The following is a 17343-nucleotide window of genomic DNA, read 5'->3' on the forward strand; positions in this document are numbered from 1 at the left end:
TTCATGCCATACTGACAACACCTTAAATGACAATAAAGTCAATTCAGGAGCCGTCATGCGTGAAGAGACATCCGAATCCATGCCTGATCCGCCGATACCGGGTCAGCTGAATCCAAACGAGCTGCAGCAACTGTTCGAGCTGGCGCCGTTTGGCATAGGCGTATTCGACCGCCAATTTCGCTGCCGCAGCGTCAATCAGACCCTCGCCGATATCAACGGCCTCTCCCGGGAGGATCATTACGGCAAATACCTGCGTGAGATAGTGCCGACGCTGGCGCCTGTACTGGAACCCCTGTTCCAGCAGATCATCAGCAGCGGTGTCCCCCAGGTGGAGCTGAGCCTGAGCGGCCAGACGGCGGCGCATCAGGGCCAGCAGCGGCACTGGCAGGCCATTTACAGCCCCATGCGGGATGAGCAGGGCACGCCTGACGGCATCCTGACCATAGTGCGGGATGTGACCGAGCAGGTCGAGGCACAGCAACGGCTGCAACTGGCCATGAGCGCCGGCCAGGTCGGGGTCTGGGAGTGGCATGTGGCAGAGGATCGGCTGCAATTTGATGGCCAGGTCGAGCGCCTGCTCGGCACGCAAGCCAATCAGTTTCAGGGAGGAATGGATCAGTTCATCAAGCGCTTCGACCCGGTATCGGGGGAGCAACTCAGATCGGCACTCAAGGGCACGGCCCCCCTTCACCTGACCCTGAGCTACCTGGGGCCCGATCAGGTGCGGGGCTGGGTCGATCTCCACGCCGATCACGTGGCGGCCACCGACAGTCTGGGGCGTCGCATCATGGGGGTACTCCACGATGCGACCGATCGCTGCATTCAGGAGGACCGGCTGCGCCAGGCCAATGTGGTATTCGAAACCACGGCCGAGGGCATCATCATCATGGATGGCCAGCGCCAGATCATCTCGGTCAACCCGGCCTTCTGCAACATGACCCAATATGAAGCGGACGAGATAGTGGGCAAGTCGCCGGAATCCATCATGCATCCGCGCCGCCATACCGACATCGACTACCCCTGGCATACCCTGCTGCCCGGCAGTCATGCCTGGCACGGGGAGATGATGTGCCTGCGCAAGGATGGCGGCTACTTCACCTCCTGGCAGCACGTCAGCGCCGTCTACGACAGCCGCCACAACACCACCCACTACGTGATCGCCTTCTCCGACATCAGCGCCATCCGCAAGGCCGAGGCACAGCTCAATCACCTCGCCTATCACGATCCCCTGACCGAGCTCGGTAACCGCAACCTGCTGCAGGAGCGGCTCGAACTGGAACTCAAGACAGCCCAGCTCAACCGGCAGCGGCTAGCCCTGCTGTTCATCGACCTGGACGGCTTCAAGCTGATCAATGACAACCTGGGCCACAGGGCGGGGGATCAGCTGCTCAAGCTGCTGGCCGAACGCATCCGCCTCTGCCTGCGTCACAACGATGTGGCCACCCGGCTCGGTGGGGATGAATTCCTGGTGCTGATCCCCTATTTCGAGCAGCCAGAAGAGCTGGAGCGGCTCGCCGAACAGCTGCTGGCCCGCCTGCGCGAGCCGGTCGAGCTGGCGCACGAGCAGGTTGCCGTCTCCGCCAGCATAGGCATAGCCTTCTACCCGGAACACGCCCAGAACCCGGATGCCCTGGTCAGCGCCGCCGACAACGCCATGTACGAGGCCAAGAGTCAGGGCCGCAACGGCTATCTGTTCTACACCCCCGGCATGGCCGAGCAGATCCGTGAACGCATGAGCATGGAGCAGGGACTGATCAAGGCCATAGAACAGCATCAGCTCTGCATCCTGTACCAGCCCATGACGGATCTGACCAGCAACCGCCTGAGCGGGCTGGAGGCCCTGCTGCGCTGGCAGCATCCCGACGAGGGCATGATAGCCCCCGCCCGCTTCATCCCGGTGGCCGAGGAGTGCGGTCTGATAGAGCAGATTGGGGAGTGGGTGATGCGCACCGCCTGTCAGCAAGGGCAGACGTGGCTGGCGGCCGGGCTGTCGGTGCCACGGCTCTCGGTCAATGTCTCGGTGCGGGAGATGCGATCCCTTGGCTATGTGGAGCGGGTCGCCGCCATTCTGGCGGAGACAGGTTTCCCGCCTGAGCGGCTGGAGATAGAGGTCACTGAGAGCATCATACAGCGGGTCGATCAGAGCCTTTTGCTGTTCACCCGCCTGAAGGCGCTGGGGGTGCAGATCGCCATCGACGACTTCGGGACCGGCTTCTCATCCCTGAGCCTGCTGAAAAGCCTGCCCATCGATCGCATCAAGATAGACCGCACCTTCGTGCAGGCCCTGCCGGATGACAAGCACAGCCGGGAGCTGTGCCGCACCATCATCAACCTGGCCGACAGCCTGAACATGGCAGTCACCGCCGAGGGGATAGAAACCCAGGCTCAGCGCCAGTTTCTGCAATCCTTGCACTGCCAGGAGGGACAGGGCTATCTGTTCAGCCACCCCTTGACCGAACCCCATCTGGCGGCGCAGCTGGCTCCCCAGAAGGGAGTCTGGTGCTGAAACGGGTGTGGCAACAAATGCTCGATGACAGATAAACAACTCACTCGCTGAACGTCAATCGGGCACCCCATCCCTCACTCTGGCCCTGGGGCGAGTCTGCTAGCAGCGAATTCTGTGGATAGGGCGACTTTTTCTCTTCGAGGGTGACGGACACCGGCGGTTTGCGGGCCAGAAATGCACTCCCCATCTGCTCGGCGACACGCTCCCGCACCGCCGGCGAGCCCGTCTGTTCGCGGGTCACGGCAAACTCTTTAGGCTGGGGAGCCGCCAGTGCGGCGTCATCGGCAAGCGGGGGGGCATCGAACTGCCAGAGAGAGGTGCAAAGGAACAAGGACAGCATGGCTATCTCCATCGATAAAGCCGATGTTTTTACTCAATCACCGATGAATTGTCACTCATGGCGCTGTAAGCGGATGTTTCCACCTATCCAAAAGTCTAATTGCCCTCCCTCGCCAAAGGTATAAGTTGTTATCTAATCATTACGAGAATGTATTCAAAGGAGTGACAGATGAGCGAGAGCAAGGTCTACCCGGTCAAGGCCCACATCAGCAAGGGCGCCCTGTTGGACAAGGCAGGCTATGAGGCCATGTACCAGGCCTCGGTGCAGGATCCGGATGCCTTCTGGGGTGAGCAGGGAAAAATCCTCGACTGGATCAAGCCCTATACCAAGGTCAAGAACACCTCCTACGACCCGGGTCACGTCTCCATCAAGTGGTATGAAGATGGCCTGCTCAACGTCTCGGCCAACTGCCTGGATCGCCATCTGGCACAGCGCGGTGACAAGGTCGCCATCATCTGGGAAGGGGACAACCCGGCCGAAGATCGCAAGCTGACCTACCGCGAGCTGCACGCCGAGGTGTGCAAGTTTGCCAACGTATTGAAAGCACAAGGTGTGCATCGGGGTGACGTGGTCTGCCTCTACATGCCCATGGTGCCGGAAGCGGCCATCGCCATGCTGGCCTGTACCCGCATCGGCGCCGTGCACAGCATAGTCTTCGGCGGCTTCTCGCCGGAGGCCCTGGCCGGTCGCATCATAGACTCCGGCTCCTCCATCGTCATCACGGCCGATGAGGGGCTGCGCGGCGGCCGCCCTGTCCCGCTCAAGAAGAACGTGGATGAAGCGCTCACCAACCCGGATACCCAGGTCAGCAAGGTGATAGTGCTCAAGCGCACCGGCGGCAAGGTCGCCTGGCACAGCCACAGGGACATCTGGTGGCACGAAGCCATCGCGACCGTCAGCGCCGACTGCCCGCCCGAGGCCATGGGTGCCGAGGATCCCCTGTTCGTCCTCTACACCTCGGGTTCCACCGGCAAGCCCAAGGGCGTGCTGCACACCACGGGCGGCTATCTGGTCTATGCCACCCTCACCTTCAAGTACATCTTCGACTACCACGAGGAGGACATCTACTGGTGTACCGCCGATGTGGGCTGGGTCACGGGTCACTCCTATCTGGTCTACGGGCCGCTCGCCAACGGCGCCACCACCATCATGTTCGAAGGGGTGCCCAACTACCCGGCCACCAACCGCATGAGCCAGGTGGTGGACAAGCACCAGGTCAGCATCCTCTACACGGCACCGACCGCGATCCGCGCCCTGATGGCCAAGGGGCGTGATGCGGTCGAGGGCACCTCGCGTTCGAGCCTGCGCATCATGGGTTCCGTGGGTGAGCCCATCAACCCGGAAGCCTGGGAGTGGTACTACCGCACCATAGGCGAGGAGCGCTGCCCCATAGTCGATACCTGGTGGCAGACCGAAACCGGCGGCATCCTCATCAGCCCGCTGCCCGGCGTCACCGATCTCAAGCCAGGCTCGGCCACCCGTCCCTTCTTCGGCGTGCAGCCGGCGCTGGTGGACAACATGGGCGAGCCACTGGAGGGGGCCACCGAGGGCAACCTGGTGATCACCGACTCCTGGCCGGGTCAGATGCGCACAGTATTCGGCGATCACGAGCGCTTCGAGCAGACCTACTTCTCCACCTTCCCGGGCCGCTACTTCACCGGCGACGGCGCCCGTCGCGACGAGGATGGTTACTACTGGATCACCGGGCGGGTGGATGATGTACTGAACGTCTCGGGCCACCGCATGGGCACAGCCGAAATTGAATCTGCGCTGGTCTCCCATCCCAAGGTTGCCGAAGCGGCCGTGGTGGGTGTGCCCCACGAGATCAAGGGCCAGGGCATCTACGCCTATGTCACCCTGATCGCCGGGGAAGAGCCGAGCCGCGAGCTGCATAAAGAGGTGAAGGAGTGGGTGCGCAAGGAGATTGGTGCCATCGCCACCCCGGATGTGATCCACTGGGCCGAGGGGCTGCCCAAGACCCGTTCCGGCAAGATCATGCGCCGTATATTGCGCAAGATTGCCACCGGCGAGACCGACAGCCTGGGGGATATCTCCACCCTGGCGGATCCCGGTGTGGTCGACAAGCTTATCCGCGAAAAGTCAGAGGCGGCTTGATCATGCGCTCCATAATGCAGTGCAAGATTGCCACCGGCGAGACCGACAGTCTGGGGGATATCTCCACCCTGGCGGATCCGGGCGTAGTCGACAAGCTCATTCGCGAGAAGTCCGAAGCGGCCTGATCCCGCCCCTTATCCACCTCCAAAGCCGGCCCAGTGCCGGCTTTGTCGTCTCTGCTACTGAGCAACTTAACAGCGAACCGATAAGCTCAAAAAACAGACAGATGTAGAGATTAGACCAGTAAAATGCTGCTAATTTTCACGAAATCAATATAATTGCGAAATCTGTGTACCAGTGCACACCGAATTGCGCAGAAAATGGCTAGATTTCTGGTAGTCCACAAGATAGCTGATAGATAGCAGCATTATCATCGAGGATGTACTCAATATGTCGCAACATCACCGAATTCTCCTGCTCAACGGGCCGAACCTGAACCTGCTGGGCAAACGGGAACCGGGCATCTACGGCAGCAAGACGCTCGACGAGATCGTTGCCGATCTGATGCACAACGCCAGCGAACTCGGCGCCACACTGGAACACCTGCAATCCAACGCCGAACATGAGTTGGTCAGCCGCATTCACCAGGCCATGGGTCAGGTGGATTTTATCATCATCAATCCGGCCGCCTTCACCCACACCAGCGTCGCCATTCGCGATGCGCTGCTGGGTGTGGCCATCCCCTTTATCGAGGTTCACCTGTCAAACGTCCATGCCAGGGAACCCTTCCGTCATCACTCCTATCTGTCTGATGTCGCCAGGGGGGTGATCTGCGGGCTGGGTGCCGATGGCTACCAATTCGCTTTAACCGCGGCCGTGCATCAGTTGCGCGCGGCTTGATAATCACTGATCAGATAAAGAAGAAAGAGAATGCTAATGGATATCCGCAAAATCAAGAAGCTGATTGAACTGGTTGAAGAGTCCGGCATCGCCGAACTGGAAATCTCCGAGGGTGAAGAGTCCGTTCGCATCAGCCGTAACTTCTCCGGTCAGGTGACCACCGCCATGCCGCAGATGATGATGCAGCCAGCCATGGCCCCTGCCGCCGCACCGGCAGCCAGCGCCGCAGCACCGACCGCAGAGGCGGCCGCGCCGAGTGGCCATCTGATGCGCTCCCCCATGGTGGGTTCCTTCTATCGCTCCTCCAGCCCGGAAGCCAAACCGTTCGCGGAAGTGGGTCAGCACGTCAATGTCGGCGATACCCTGTGCATCGTCGAAGCCATGAAAATGATGAACCAAATCGAGTCTGACAAGGCCGGCGTGATCAAAGCGATCCTGGTTGAAAATGGTCAGGCCGTCGAATTTGACGAGCCGCTGTTCATCATCGAATAAGGGAAATTGCCACCCATGTTGGACAAAGTAGTCATCGCCAACCGCGGTGAAATTGCCCTGCGTATCCTGCGCGCTTGCAAAGAGCTCGGGATCAAGACAGTGGCCGTTCACTCCACCGCCGATCGGGAGCTCAAACATGTGCTCCTGGCCGACGAAACCATCTGCATCGGCAAGCCTGCCAGCGGTGAATCCTACCTCAATGTGCCGGCCATCATAGCCGCCGCCGAGGTGACGGGTGCCGTTGCCATCCACCCGGGTTACGGCTTCCTCTCCGAGAACGCCGATTTCGCCGAAGTGGTCGAGAAATCCGGCTTCATCTTCATCGGCCCGCGCGCCGAGACCATTCGCCTGATGGGTGACAAGGTCTCCGCCATCGAGGCGATGAAGAAGGCTGGCGTACCTTGCGTACCCGGCTCCGACGGCCCCGTCGACAGCGATGCCAAGCACAACGCCGCCATCGCCAAGCGCATCGGTTATCCGGTGATCATCAAGGCCGCCGGTGGCGGTGGTGGTCGCGGCATGCGCGTGGTGCGCAGTGAAGCCGAGCTGGCTGCCGCCATCGCCCTGACCAAATCCGAAGCAGGCCAGTTCTTCAAGAACGACATGGTCTACATGGAGAAGTACCTGGAAAACCCGCGCCATATCGAAATTCAGATATTGGCAGACGGCCAGGGCAACGCCCTCTATCTGGGCGAGCGTGACTGCTCCATGCAGCGTCGCCACCAGAAAGTGGTCGAAGAGGCGCCGGCACCCGGCATCACCGAAGAGATGCGCAAGTTCATCGGCGAGCGCTGCGTGCGCGCCTGTATCGAGATCGGCTACCGCGGTGCGGGGACCTTCGAGTTCCTGTACGAAAACGGCGAGTTCTATTTCATCGAGATGAACACCCGTATCCAGGTTGAGCATCCGGTCACCGAGATGGTCACCAGCGTGGATCTGATCAAGGAGCAGCTGCGCATCGCCGCCGGTCAGCCCCTGTCGATCACCCAGCAGGACATCCGCATCCGTGGCCATGCCATCGAATGCCGGATCAACGCCGAAGACCCGGCCACCTTCATGCCGTCTCCGGGCCTGATCCAGCGCTTCCACGCGCCGGGTGGTCTGGGCGTACGTTGGGATTCCCACATCTACGCCGGTTACAAGGTACCGCCTTACTACGACTCCATGATCGGCAAGCTGATCTGCTACGGCGAGAACCGTGACGTCGCCATCGCCCGCATGCGCCAGGCGCTGGACGAGCTGGTGGTGGAAGGGATCAAGACCAACGTCTCCCTGCAAAAAGAGATCATGAAGGACGAAAACTTCCAGCATGGTGGTACCAATATCCACTATCTGCACAAGAAGTTGGGTCTGTAAGGATCTAAGGCAGAACAATGACTTCCGATAGAAGTCAGCTCCGCAAGGAGCCTCTGTTGAAAAAGGGCCATGGCGACATGGCCCTTTTTTGTTATCCTTGCGCCCCTCAAAATTGTCGGAGGCCAAGGTGAATCGTTTCGCGCTCGCTCGCCGGGAAGCAGCCCTCTGCCTGCTGCTGACCCTGCTCTACTTCTTTGCCTGGTATGGCACTGCCTATTTCATCCCCGAAGAGATCGAATACTGGGACATGCCGCTCTGGTTCCTGCTCAGCTGCATGGTGATGCCGCTGCTGTTCATAGTGCTGTGCGGCCTGATGGTGGATCGCCTGTTTGTGGATATTCCCCTCGATACGCCTCATCCCCATGCCAAGGAGTCCACCCATGAATCTTGAGCTGATGCTGCCGCTCATCATCTATCTGGTGCTGGTGCTGGGAGTCGGCTTCTGGGCCAGCCGCCACCGCGCCGGCGGTGACTTCGTGCAGGAGTACTTCATCGGCAACCGCAGCATGGGCGGTCTGGTGCTGGCCATGACGCTGGTGGCCACCTACACCTCGGCCTCCTCCTTCATCGGCGGGCCCGGTGCGGCCTACAAAATCGGCCTTGGCTGGGTGCTGCTGGCGATGATCCAGCTGCCCACCGTCTGGCTCACCCTGGGGGTGCTCGGCAAGAAGTTCGCCATCATAGCCCGCCGGGTCAATGCGGTGACCATCAACGACATGCTGTGGGCCCGCTACCAGAGCAAGGCGGTGGTGGTGCTGGGCTCGGTCACCATCATCCTCGCCTTTATCGCGACTATGGTGGTGCAGTTCATCGGCGGCGCCCGCCTGCTGGAGACGGCCACCGGCCTCTCCTACCAGCAGGGTTTGATGCTGTTTGCCAGCTGCGTGCTGCTCTACACTGTGATCGGCGGCTTTCGCGCCGTGGTGATGACCGATGCGCTGCAGGGGATCATCATGCTGATCGGCACCGGCGCCCTGCTGGCGGGCATTCTGGTGGCAGGCGACGGCCTACCCAATCTCATCCACCAGCTCAAGGTGATAGATCCCAAGCTGGTGAGCCCGCAGGGGGCCGGCGACATGCTGACCCAGCCCTTCATGCTGAGCTTCTGGATCCTGGTCTGCGTCGGCGTGGTGGGGCTGCCCCACTCCGCCCTGCGCTGCTTCGGCTACCGCGACAGCAAGGCGCTACACAGAGGCATCCTCATCGGCACAGTAGTCAGCGCCCTGCTGATGTTCGGCATGCACCTCGCCGGCGCCCTGGGCCGCGCCATCCTGCCCGGCATGGACAGCCCGGACAAGATCATGCCCTCGCTGATGATGGAGGTGCTGCCCCCCTGGCTGGCCGGGGTCTTCCTGGCGGCGCCCATGGCGGCCATCATGTCCACCATCGACTCCCAGCTGATCCAGGCCTCCGCGACCCTGGTCAAGGATCTCTACCTCAACTACCTCAGCCCGAAGCAGGAGAAGCTGGAAGTGCGTATTCCCCGCCTCTCCCTACTCTGCACCCTGATCCTGGGCACGCTAGTGCTGCTGGCGGCGCTGCAGCCCCCCGAGATGATCATCTGGCTCAACCTGCTCGCCTTCGGCGGACTGCAGGCCGTGTTCCTGTGGCCGCTGGTACTCGGCCTCTACTGGTCGCGGGCCAACGGCCCCGGCGCCCTGGCCTGCATGGTGTCCGGCATCGTCTGCTATGGCGTGCTGAGTCAGTGGGGGATCAAGCTGGCCGGACTGCACGCCATAGTGCCGAGCCTGGGGCTGGGACTGGCCGCCTTCGTGGTGGTCAGCCTGATGACACCGCCACCCGGCCAGAGCGTGCGGCGATTGTTTGAACAGCAATAACAAATAGATTAATAAAGGGTTCCAAAACTATCCCCAAATGGGTGTTTTGCGGGTAAACTGTGCGCCAAGTCACAAAACGCCGCGCCCTTATGCCAGTACAGAACGCCAGACAGATCCTGACTCATGCCCTGCAACGACTCGGCTATGCCCTGTTGTTGCCGGTCTCCATACTGCCGCTGGCGGCCCTGCTCTATCGGCTCGGTCAGCCGGATGTGCTGGATCTGGCGGTGCTCTCCCTCACGGGGCGCGCTCTGTTCAGCCAGATGCCGCTCATCTACGCGGTGGCCATCGCCTTCGGCCTGAGCCGGCAGGGAGAGGGTACCCAGGCGCTGGCCGGGGCGGTCAACTTCCTGCTGCTGAGTTCGGCACTGGGCACCCTGGCCCCCGGCCTGCATGCGGACATGATCTGCGGCCTGCTGGCGGGCATGACCACGGCCATCGTCTACCCCTGGGTGAAACGGCACACACTGTCTGGCTGGTTGCAGAGAGTGAATGGGGATTTCCTCTGCCTGTTCGCCTCGGCGCTCAGCTGCCTGTTGCTGGCGTTCCCCCTCTCCCTGTTCTGGCCCCTGCTGGAACAGGGCATCACGCTGCTGGCCTCAGAGCTGCTCACCACCCCGCTGGGGGCCTTCTGCTATGGCGTGCTGAACCGCTTGCTGATCCCCCTCGGCCTGCATCAGGTATTGGGCAGCCTGATGGGGCTGGGCGAGAGCAACCTGCTGGCGCTGGCCAGCGCCCAGCCGCTGCACGAAGGCTATGTGGCCGGGCTCTACCCCATCATAATGTTCGGCCTGCCCGGCGCCTGCTTTGCCATCTGGCTGCACCGCCAGCGCATGCAGCGCCTGCCGCAGGGGGGCCTGCTGCTCACCCTGGCGCTCACCTCGGCGCTGGTGGGGATCACCGAGCCCATAGAGTTCCTGTTCGCCTTCACCGCCCCCTGGCTGTTTCTGGCCCACGCCCTGCTGACCGGGCTGTCGCTCGCCATCTGCAGTGCCCTTGGCATCCAGGTGGGCAGTTACTTCTCCGCCGGCCTGCTGGATCTGGTGCTGAGCTATCAGTCCGGCGAGCACAGCTTCTGGCTCATTCCGGTCGGCATCCTCTTCTTCGTCGCCTATACCCTGCTGTTCTATCAACTGCTGGAGCGCGCCCCCCTCAGCCTGCCGAGCAAGCCCATCGCAAAAGAGCATCCACGGCTGGCAAGCGTCGCCCCCTCGGATCCCCAGATGCTGGCGATCCAGTACCTCAAGGTGCTGGGCGGGATGGACAACCTGCAGGCCATGAGCGTCTGCCTGACCCGTCTCAGCCTGCGGGTGCGCGACATAGCGCTGGTGGATCAGTCCCGTCTGCTGGGGCTGGGCTGCCTCTCCTGGATCCAGCTCAACGACCATCAGCTGGTGCTGGTGCTGGGCCCCAATGCCAGCCTGATCGAGGGGCAGATCCGCATGCTGGCGGAGCGCCAGTCGGTGCCGCTCAGCCTCAAGCCCAACCAGGAGTCCGCCAGCCAGAGCAACTGGTAGCCTCAGGCAAACGGCAGCCGCTCGGCGACGAAGTCCATCAGCGAGCGCAAGGCGGGTGCCAGATGTTCCCGGCTCGGGTAGATGAGGTAGAAGGGATTGGGCGGTATGGGGTGATCCGGCAACACCTTGTGTAGCCGCCCCGCAGCCAGATCCTGCTGGCAAACGTGATGGGGCAACAGGGCAATGCCCCCCTCGTGCAACGCCAGCTCCCGCAACGCCAGCAAACTGTTGCTGATACAGGCCCCTTGCGGCCGCCAGCCCCCCTCCTGCAGTGGCCACACCGGCAATGCCGAGTGCACCAGACAAGGGTGGAGCCCCAGCTCAGACAGCTGCTGCGGCGCGCCATGGGTCGCCAGATAACCGGGAGCCGCCACCAGATGACGCGGCACCTGACCGATGCGCCGGCAGATGAGGCTGGAATCTTTCAGCGGCGCCGCCCGCAACGCCAGATCGTAACCCTCCCCCACCAGATCCAGCTGCTCGTCACTCAGGGTCAGCTCCAGCACCACCTCGGGGTAGAGGGCACGAAACTCGGCCAGGATCCGGCCAAGCAGCAGGGTGCCGGTCGCCTCGGGCGCCGTGATCCTTACCCGGCCTGCGGGGGCGGTGCGCAGCCGCGCCATCGCCAGGTTGGCACTGCGGGCCAGCGCCAGCAGCGCCCGGCACTGCTCCACGTAGATCTCTCCCTGCGGGGTCAGGCTCAGCCGGCGGGTGGTGCGCTGCAGCAGTCGCACCCCGAGCTGGGCTTCGAGCCGCGAGATCTTCTGGCTCACCGAGGACTTGGGCATGCCAAGCGCCTCGGCGGCACCGGTAAAACTGCCCTGCTCCACCACGGTAGCGAACAGCCCCATCAACTCCAGTTCAACATTGTTCATATATTCAAACAGTCTTTACCAATTACCCATCTTAATCAGGATAATCAATCAGACTAGAGTGGCTGGCAATCCCAATCCATCCGATTTGAAAGGAACTGCCATGAAAGCCATCGCCCTCACCCATTATCTGCCGAGCGATCACCCCCACTGCTTCATCGAGGCCAATCTGCCCGACCCGACCCCGAGTCCGCGGGATCTGCTGGTGAAAGTGACGGCAACCTCGGTCAACCCGGTGGACACCAAAGTCCGCGCTCCCAAGGCCAAGGTTGAGAGCACGCCCCGCGTACTGGGCTGGGATGCGGTCGGCGAAGTCGTGGCCGTCGGCCACGAGGTGAGCTTGTTCAAGGCGGGCGACAGAGTCTGGTATGCCGGCGACATCAGCCGCCCCGGCAGCAACAGTGCATTGCAGCTGGTGGATGAGCGCATCGCCGCCCTCGCCCCCACCAGCCTGACAGACCCGGAAGCCGCCGCCCTGCCGCTCACCGCCATCACCGCCTGGGAGGCGCTGTTCGAGCGCATCGGCCTTCACCGCGAGAGCACGGGCAAGCTGCTCATCATAGGCGGCGCCGGTGGCGTCGGCTCCATCGCCATCCAGCTGGCCCGCCAGCTCACCAACATGGAGGTGATCGCCACCGCCTCCCGGCCAGAAAGCCGTGAATGGTGTCTGGCAATGGGGGCCCATCAGGTGGTGAGCCATCACCAGCTGCAGGCAGAGCTCACCGCCCTTGGCGTCACCCAGCTCGATGCCATCTTCTGCACCAATGCCACCGAGCAGCACTGGGATGCCATGGCCAGCCTCATTCGCCCGTTCGGCCACATCTGTACCATCGCCGAATCCAGCGAGCCCTGGGATCTGGGCCTGCTCAAGAGCAAGAGCGTCACCTTCAGCCAGGAGTTCATGTTCACCCGCTCCCTGTTCCAGACCCCGGACATGATCGAGCAACACAAGCTGCTGGGCCGGGTCGCCACCCTCCTCGATCAAGGGGTGCTCAAGACCACACTCACCCGCACCCTGGCCGAGCTGACCCCGGTCACCCTGGCCCGGGCTCATGCCGAGGTGGAAGCGGGTCGCATGGTCGGCAAGCTGGTGATCGACATGAGTCGCTTCGGCAACTAATCCCTTATAGGTAAAAACTGCACCATCATGGGGTGAATTCACCAGTGACAGGCCCCATCAGTGCACAGTTCACAACAGGCACCAGACAGTCACCACGCAGCATCACTCCAAAAAACGATAAAAAAGGGGCCATCCCGCCGGGATGGCCCTAAATACCTGAACGTTGGGGTAACAATCACACACATATCCTTATGCAGGACATCTCCATCATTGCATCTTGTGTGCCAATCCCCTGGATCTGCGCCCTTTCTTCACGCGCATCCCCACACAGCAAGCCACGCAAGCCTGCTAACCGCCAGCAGGCAAAAAAAAAAAGCCACCCTAAGGTGGCTGAAAAAGATGACGGAACTTTCCTAGAGCAAAGCATTCAGCGGGAACAGGTTGCTTCCCGTCACCCAATGAGGAATACATTAACCGTGCCAACTTGGCAGAGTTCTCTTCCTGCGCCATGCCGACATGGGCAAACCACGACAGCACAGGCCCATGATGATAGAATCTCGCGGTTTCACATTTATGAAGAGTCGACGCCATGCCCTGGATACAAATTCGAATCAACGCCACTGCCAAGACAGCAGACAAGGTGAGCAACATGCTGCTGGGGCGTGGAGCCCAGGCCGTGACCTTTATGGATGCCCAGGATGTGCCCGTCTACGAGCCTCTGCCCGGTGAAACCCCGCTCTGGGGCGAGACTGAAGTGATGGGCTTGTTCGATGCCGAAACCGATCCGGCCCCCACCATCGCCTTCTTCCAGCAGATCTTCGGGGAAGACGTGGGCTACAAGGTCGAGCAGCTGGAAGACAAGGACTGGGTGCGCGAGTGGATGGATCACTTCCACCCCATGCAGTTCGGTGAGCGGCTCTGGATCTGCCCGAGCTGGCGCGATGTGCCCAACCCGGATGCGGTCAACGTCATGCTGGATCCGGGCCTGGCCTTCGGTACCGGCACCCACCCCACCACGGCGCTCTGCCTGCAGTGGCTGGACGGGCTGGATCTGGCCGGCAAGACGGTGGTCGACTTCGGTTGCGGCTCCGGCATCCTCGGCATCGCCGCCCTGAAACTCGGTGCCGCCCGGGTCATCGGCATCGACATCGATCCCCAGGCCATCCAGGCCAGCCATGACAACGCCGAGCGCAACGGTGTCGCCGGCCAGATCGAGCTCTACCTGCCGGCGGATCAGCCGCAAGGCGTGGAGGCGGACGTGGTGGTGGCCAACATCCTGGCCGGCCCGCTGCGCGAACTCGCCCCCCTCATCGCCGGCCACGGCAAAGCGGGCAGCCTGATGGCCCTCTCCGGTGTGCTGGAAAGTCAGGCCCCTGAGCTGGAAACCATCTACGGCCAGTGGTTCGACATGGACCCGACCGCTGTGAAAGAGGAGTGGTGCCGCCTCTCCGGCCGCAAACACGGCTGATAACACGGCTGATAACAGCCGGATTTCACCACCTCCCATACAAGCAGGGCTCCCATACGGGGGCCCTGCTTGTTTCAGTCCCCATGAAACCTGATCAGCCAATACGAGACTCGTTGGCTCGCCCATAGTGCCAGCCCGTCATGAAAAATATCCATTCGAGAACACATTCCGATTCTATTCCGGTAGGATGGCCATCAGACCAGAAATGATGGGAACGGAGACCCTTTATGCGCATTGCCATTCTGGATGACTACCAGGATCAGGTTCGTCATCTACCTTGCTTTGCCATGCTGGCGGGACATGATGTCATGGTACTCAACCAGAGTGAGCCAGATGCCGCACGTCTTGCTGCCAAGCTGGAAGGAATTGAAGCTCTGGTACTGATCCGCGAGCGTACTCGCATCGACGAACAACTGCTGATGGGGCTTCCCTCACTCAAGCTCATCAGCCAGACCGGCAAGATCAGCCAGCATATAGACCCGGTACTGTGCCAACGATACTGTGTTGCCATCGCTGAAGGGGTCGGCAGCCCCATTGCGCCTGCCGAGCTCTGCTGGGCCCTCATCATGGCGGCCTCACGCCATATTCCGGCTTACTGCGAAGCCCTGACCAAGGGGCAGTGGCAGCAATCCGGCACACTGGGGCTGGGCCGTACCTTGCAGGGGCTGACACTCGGCATCTGGGGCTACGGCAAGATAGGCCAGCGCATCGCTCGTTACGGCAAGGCATTTGGCATGTCGGTACTGATATGGGGCAGTGACTCATCCCGTCAGCGGGCAGAGCAGGATGGATTGGAAGCCGCTACCGACAAGGACACATTTTTCCGGCGGGCCGATGTCTTGTCCCTCCATCTGCGGCTCAACGAGATCACTCGAGCCTGCGTCACCCGTGCCGATCTGGCTCGAATGAAAGCAGACTCTCTGCTGATCAATACCAGCCGGGCCGAGCTCATCGAGCCGGGAGCCCTTTATGCCGAGCTCAGCGCCAATCCGACCAGGCAAGCTGCGCTGGATGTGTTCGATGTCGAGCCAGCCACGCCCGGCAGCGAGTCCCTGCTGCGTCTGCCCAACGTGCTGGCCACACCGCATCTGGGTTATGTGGAGCAAAGCAGCTATGAGCTCTACTTTCGCAAGGCATTTGAAAATGTGCTGGCCTTTGCCGATGGCAGGCCACAAAACCTAGTGATACCGGCTCTGGGTTGAGGCTCACGCTTATTCTGCTGGCAAAGCAGTAATATATGCCTCTGTCCGTACGCTTGTGCGGCAGCCTGCTGCCCTACTCGCCTCATGCCAATCAGAGATCAGGATGCCCCATGACCGAATATCAGAAGATGATCAGCAGCCAGCCCTATAACTGCATGGCGCCGGAGCTAGATGTCCTGCGCCGGGAGACGGCGCGCTTGTACCGCCGTTTCAATCGCAGCGACGAGGAGGAGGAACAGCTGGCGCTGCTGCGGGAGATAGTCGGCGAGCTGGCGGAGAACGCCTTTATCTGCCCGCCCCTCTACTGCACCTATGGCCGCCATATCAGCCTGGGGAAGGATTCCTATATCAACATGGGAGCCACCATGCTGGACAACGCACCGATCCGCATCGGCGCCAACGTCATGATAGGGCCGAACGTGCAGATCTATACCGCCGCCCACGCGCTGGCAGCCGATGAGCGCATCCAGAGGGTGGAGACGGCGCTGCCGGTGACCATAGAAGACAAGGTCTGGATCGGCGGCGGCGCCATCCTGCTGCCCGGTGTCACCATAGGGCGGGAAGCCATCGTCGGCGCGGGCGCCGTGGTCACCAAAGACGTGCCGGCCGGTGCCCGGGTGGTGGGCAACCCGGCCCGGATCCTGGCTGCCAAGGCAAACGTCACCCAGCAGCAAAGCTGCCCATAAAAATAAAGCCCAATGTCATAAAGACCACGCTGGTCTGTAAAAAGGGTTGCTTGCCGGGACTATGAAGCTGAGGGGCCGACACCAAAAAACGCAGATAAAAATGAAGCCCAATGTCATAACGACGTTGGGCTGTAAAAAGGTGCTACGGAATTGCGACTCTCATCGCAGAAAATTAGAAGGGGTCACCTTCTAAACTGGCACAGGGATATTAACGAGGCGCAAACGTTTTACATAGCGTAATCAACCAGGATTGAGAACAGCCTCTCACTATTTAAAAAATTCCCTGCCAAGCCCCATCCCCCTCTTGGCAAGCATTTATTTATCAGTACAGCCTAGGGCTCGTGATCGGGCGGGATCAAAAAAGCCCTGACAAGTCAGGGCTCTGGCTGAAATTGATACGGCTTAGAAGCGACGGACAAACTCATCCGGCGGCAGTTCGCGCAACTTGCGCGCCTCCAGCATGGGGGTGCCGAGGTAGAGGAAACCCACCAGTTGATCCTCCGGTGCCAGCCCCAGACCGGCGTTGACCCGCTCATCGAAGATGAACCAGCCGGAGCGCCAGATGCCGTTGAAGCCCTGAGCCTGAGCCGCCATCTGCATCGCCATCAGGGCGCAACCGGCGGAGAGTTCCTGCTCCAGTTTAGGTACCTTGGGGTGGGCCTGATAGCGGGTGGCGACGGCCACCAGCAAGGGAGCGCGCAGCGGCGCCTCCTGGCACTTCTTGATGCTCTCCTCATCTTCGCCACGGGCACGGGCGGCCTCGGCCAGCAGGGCCCCCAGCCGCTCCCGCCCCTCCCCTTCAAACAGGATGAACTGCCAGGGCGTCAGGGTGCCGTGATCCGGCGCGCGCAGCCCCGCTCTAAGGATATTGTCGAGCACCTCACCGCTGGGGGCGGGTGTGGTCAGGCGGCCACAGGAGTGGCGGTTGAGCAACAGAGTGAGGGCATCCATGGGCAAATCCTTGTCAGGGGCTGTGATGGCGCTACCTTAGCACAGCGCAGAATGAAGAAAACCCCTGAGCCTCAGGGGTTTATCGCAATGCCATCGCGAA

16 protein-coding genes are annotated in these 17343 nt (G+C 61.4%); 13 read left to right on the top strand and 3 right to left on the bottom strand.

The window, feature by feature from the left end; all coding sequences use genetic code 11:
- The first annotated feature begins 55 nt into the window (after nucleotides 1-55).
- On the top strand, nucleotides 56-2506 hold the full coding sequence (locus AACW87_RS13965; RefSeq protein WP_241325240.1) for a sensor domain-containing protein: 2451 nt from the start codon (nucleotides 56-58) through the stop codon (nucleotides 2504-2506).
- A gap of 40 nt (nucleotides 2507-2546) precedes the next feature.
- On the opposite strand, the gene AACW87_RS13970 is transcribed toward AACW87_RS13965, so the two are convergent.
- Nucleotides 2547-2846: a hypothetical protein gene (locus AACW87_RS13970; protein ID WP_241325241.1), complete on the bottom strand. Its 300-nt coding sequence runs from the start codon at nucleotides 2844-2846 to the stop codon at nucleotides 2547-2549.
- 168 nt (nucleotides 2847-3014) lie between these two features.
- On the opposite strand from AACW87_RS13970, the gene acs reads away from it, so the two are divergent.
- From acs to AACW87_RS14010, 8 genes are all read left to right on the top strand, one after another.
- Nucleotides 3015-4961 (top strand): acetate--CoA ligase, encoded by a 1947-nt coding sequence (acs, locus tag AACW87_RS13975; protein ID WP_241325242.1) that lies wholly within the window; start codon nucleotides 3015-3017, stop codon nucleotides 4959-4961.
- A gap of 2 nt (nucleotides 4962-4963) precedes the next feature.
- Nucleotides 4964-5086 carry a hypothetical protein gene (locus AACW87_RS13980; protein ID WP_277606776.1) on the top strand — a complete coding sequence of 41 codons (123 nt, stop codon included), beginning with the start codon at nucleotides 4964-4966 and terminating at the stop codon, nucleotides 5084-5086.
- A 265-nt stretch (nucleotides 5087-5351) separates the two neighbouring features.
- Nucleotides 5352-5801, top strand: a complete 450-nt coding sequence (gene aroQ, locus AACW87_RS13985; protein WP_043140128.1) for a type II 3-dehydroquinate dehydratase — start codon at nucleotides 5352-5354, stop codon at nucleotides 5799-5801.
- Between the two features lie 36 nt (nucleotides 5802-5837).
- Nucleotides 5838-6293: an acetyl-CoA carboxylase biotin carboxyl carrier protein gene (accB, locus tag AACW87_RS13990; RefSeq protein WP_043140125.1), complete on the top strand. Its 456-nt coding sequence runs from the start codon at nucleotides 5838-5840 to the stop codon at nucleotides 6291-6293.
- A 15-nt stretch (nucleotides 6294-6308) separates the two neighbouring features.
- The gene (gene accC, locus AACW87_RS13995; protein WP_042866664.1) at nucleotides 6309-7649 is read left to right on the top strand and encodes an acetyl-CoA carboxylase biotin carboxylase subunit; all 1341 of its coding nucleotides are present in this window, start codon (nucleotides 6309-6311) and stop codon (nucleotides 7647-7649) included.
- Nucleotides 7650-7776: 127 nt separating this feature from the next.
- Nucleotides 7777-8040 (top strand): YhdT family protein, encoded by a 264-nt coding sequence (locus AACW87_RS14000; RefSeq protein WP_042866792.1) that lies wholly within the window; start codon nucleotides 7777-7779, stop codon nucleotides 8038-8040.
- Complete coding sequence (gene panF / locus AACW87_RS14005; protein WP_103470904.1) at nucleotides 8030-9487, top strand: sodium/pantothenate symporter; 1458 nt, start codon at nucleotides 8030-8032, stop codon at nucleotides 9485-9487. Before AACW87_RS14000 ends, panF begins: the two co-directional genes overlap by 11 nt.
- 89 nt (nucleotides 9488-9576) lie before the next feature.
- Nucleotides 9577-11004 carry a PTS transporter subunit EIIC gene (locus tag AACW87_RS14010; RefSeq protein WP_241325243.1) on the top strand — a complete coding sequence of 476 codons (1428 nt, stop codon included), beginning with the start codon at nucleotides 9577-9579 and terminating at the stop codon, nucleotides 11002-11004.
- A gap of 2 nt (nucleotides 11005-11006) precedes the next feature.
- Here the strand turns inward: AACW87_RS14010 and AACW87_RS14015 are convergent, their stop codons facing one another.
- A complete protein-coding gene (locus AACW87_RS14015) occupies nucleotides 11007-11879 on the bottom strand; it encodes a LysR family transcriptional regulator (protein WP_043140115.1) in 873 nt (290 codons plus the stop codon).
- A gap of 100 nt (nucleotides 11880-11979) precedes the next feature.
- Between AACW87_RS14015 and AACW87_RS14020 the strand changes: the two genes are divergently transcribed.
- The 4 genes from AACW87_RS14020 (at nucleotide 11980) to AACW87_RS14035 (ending at nucleotide 16292) form a co-directional block, all read left to right on the top strand.
- The gene (locus AACW87_RS14020) at nucleotides 11980-12996 is read left to right on the top strand and encodes a zinc-binding alcohol dehydrogenase family protein (protein WP_241325244.1); all 1017 of its coding nucleotides are present in this window, start codon (nucleotides 11980-11982) and stop codon (nucleotides 12994-12996) included.
- Nucleotides 12997-13525: 529 nt separating this feature from the next.
- The gene (gene prmA, locus AACW87_RS14025; RefSeq protein ID WP_098982739.1) at nucleotides 13526-14404 is read left to right on the top strand and encodes a 50S ribosomal protein L11 methyltransferase; all 879 of its coding nucleotides are present in this window, start codon (nucleotides 13526-13528) and stop codon (nucleotides 14402-14404) included.
- A 227-nt stretch (nucleotides 14405-14631) separates the two neighbouring features.
- On the top strand, nucleotides 14632-15606 hold the full coding sequence (locus AACW87_RS14030; protein ID WP_241325245.1) for a D-2-hydroxyacid dehydrogenase family protein: 975 nt from the start codon (nucleotides 14632-14634) through the stop codon (nucleotides 15604-15606).
- A 110-nt stretch (nucleotides 15607-15716) separates the two neighbouring features.
- Nucleotides 15717-16292, top strand: coding sequence for a sugar O-acetyltransferase (locus AACW87_RS14035; RefSeq protein ID WP_241325246.1), 576 nt, complete (start codon nucleotides 15717-15719; stop codon nucleotides 16290-16292).
- A gap of 402 nt (nucleotides 16293-16694) precedes the next feature.
- Here the strand turns inward: AACW87_RS14035 and AACW87_RS14040 are convergent, their stop codons facing one another.
- Nucleotides 16695-17243, bottom strand: a complete 549-nt coding sequence (locus AACW87_RS14040) for an NAD(P)H nitroreductase (RefSeq protein WP_065402631.1) — start codon at nucleotides 17241-17243, stop codon at nucleotides 16695-16697.
- Nucleotides 17244-17343 lie beyond the last annotated feature (100 nt).

Source organism: Aeromonas sp. MR7, assembly GCF_963899385.1.
GTDB lineage: Bacteria > Pseudomonadota > Gammaproteobacteria > Enterobacterales > Aeromonadaceae > Aeromonas > Aeromonas bestiarum.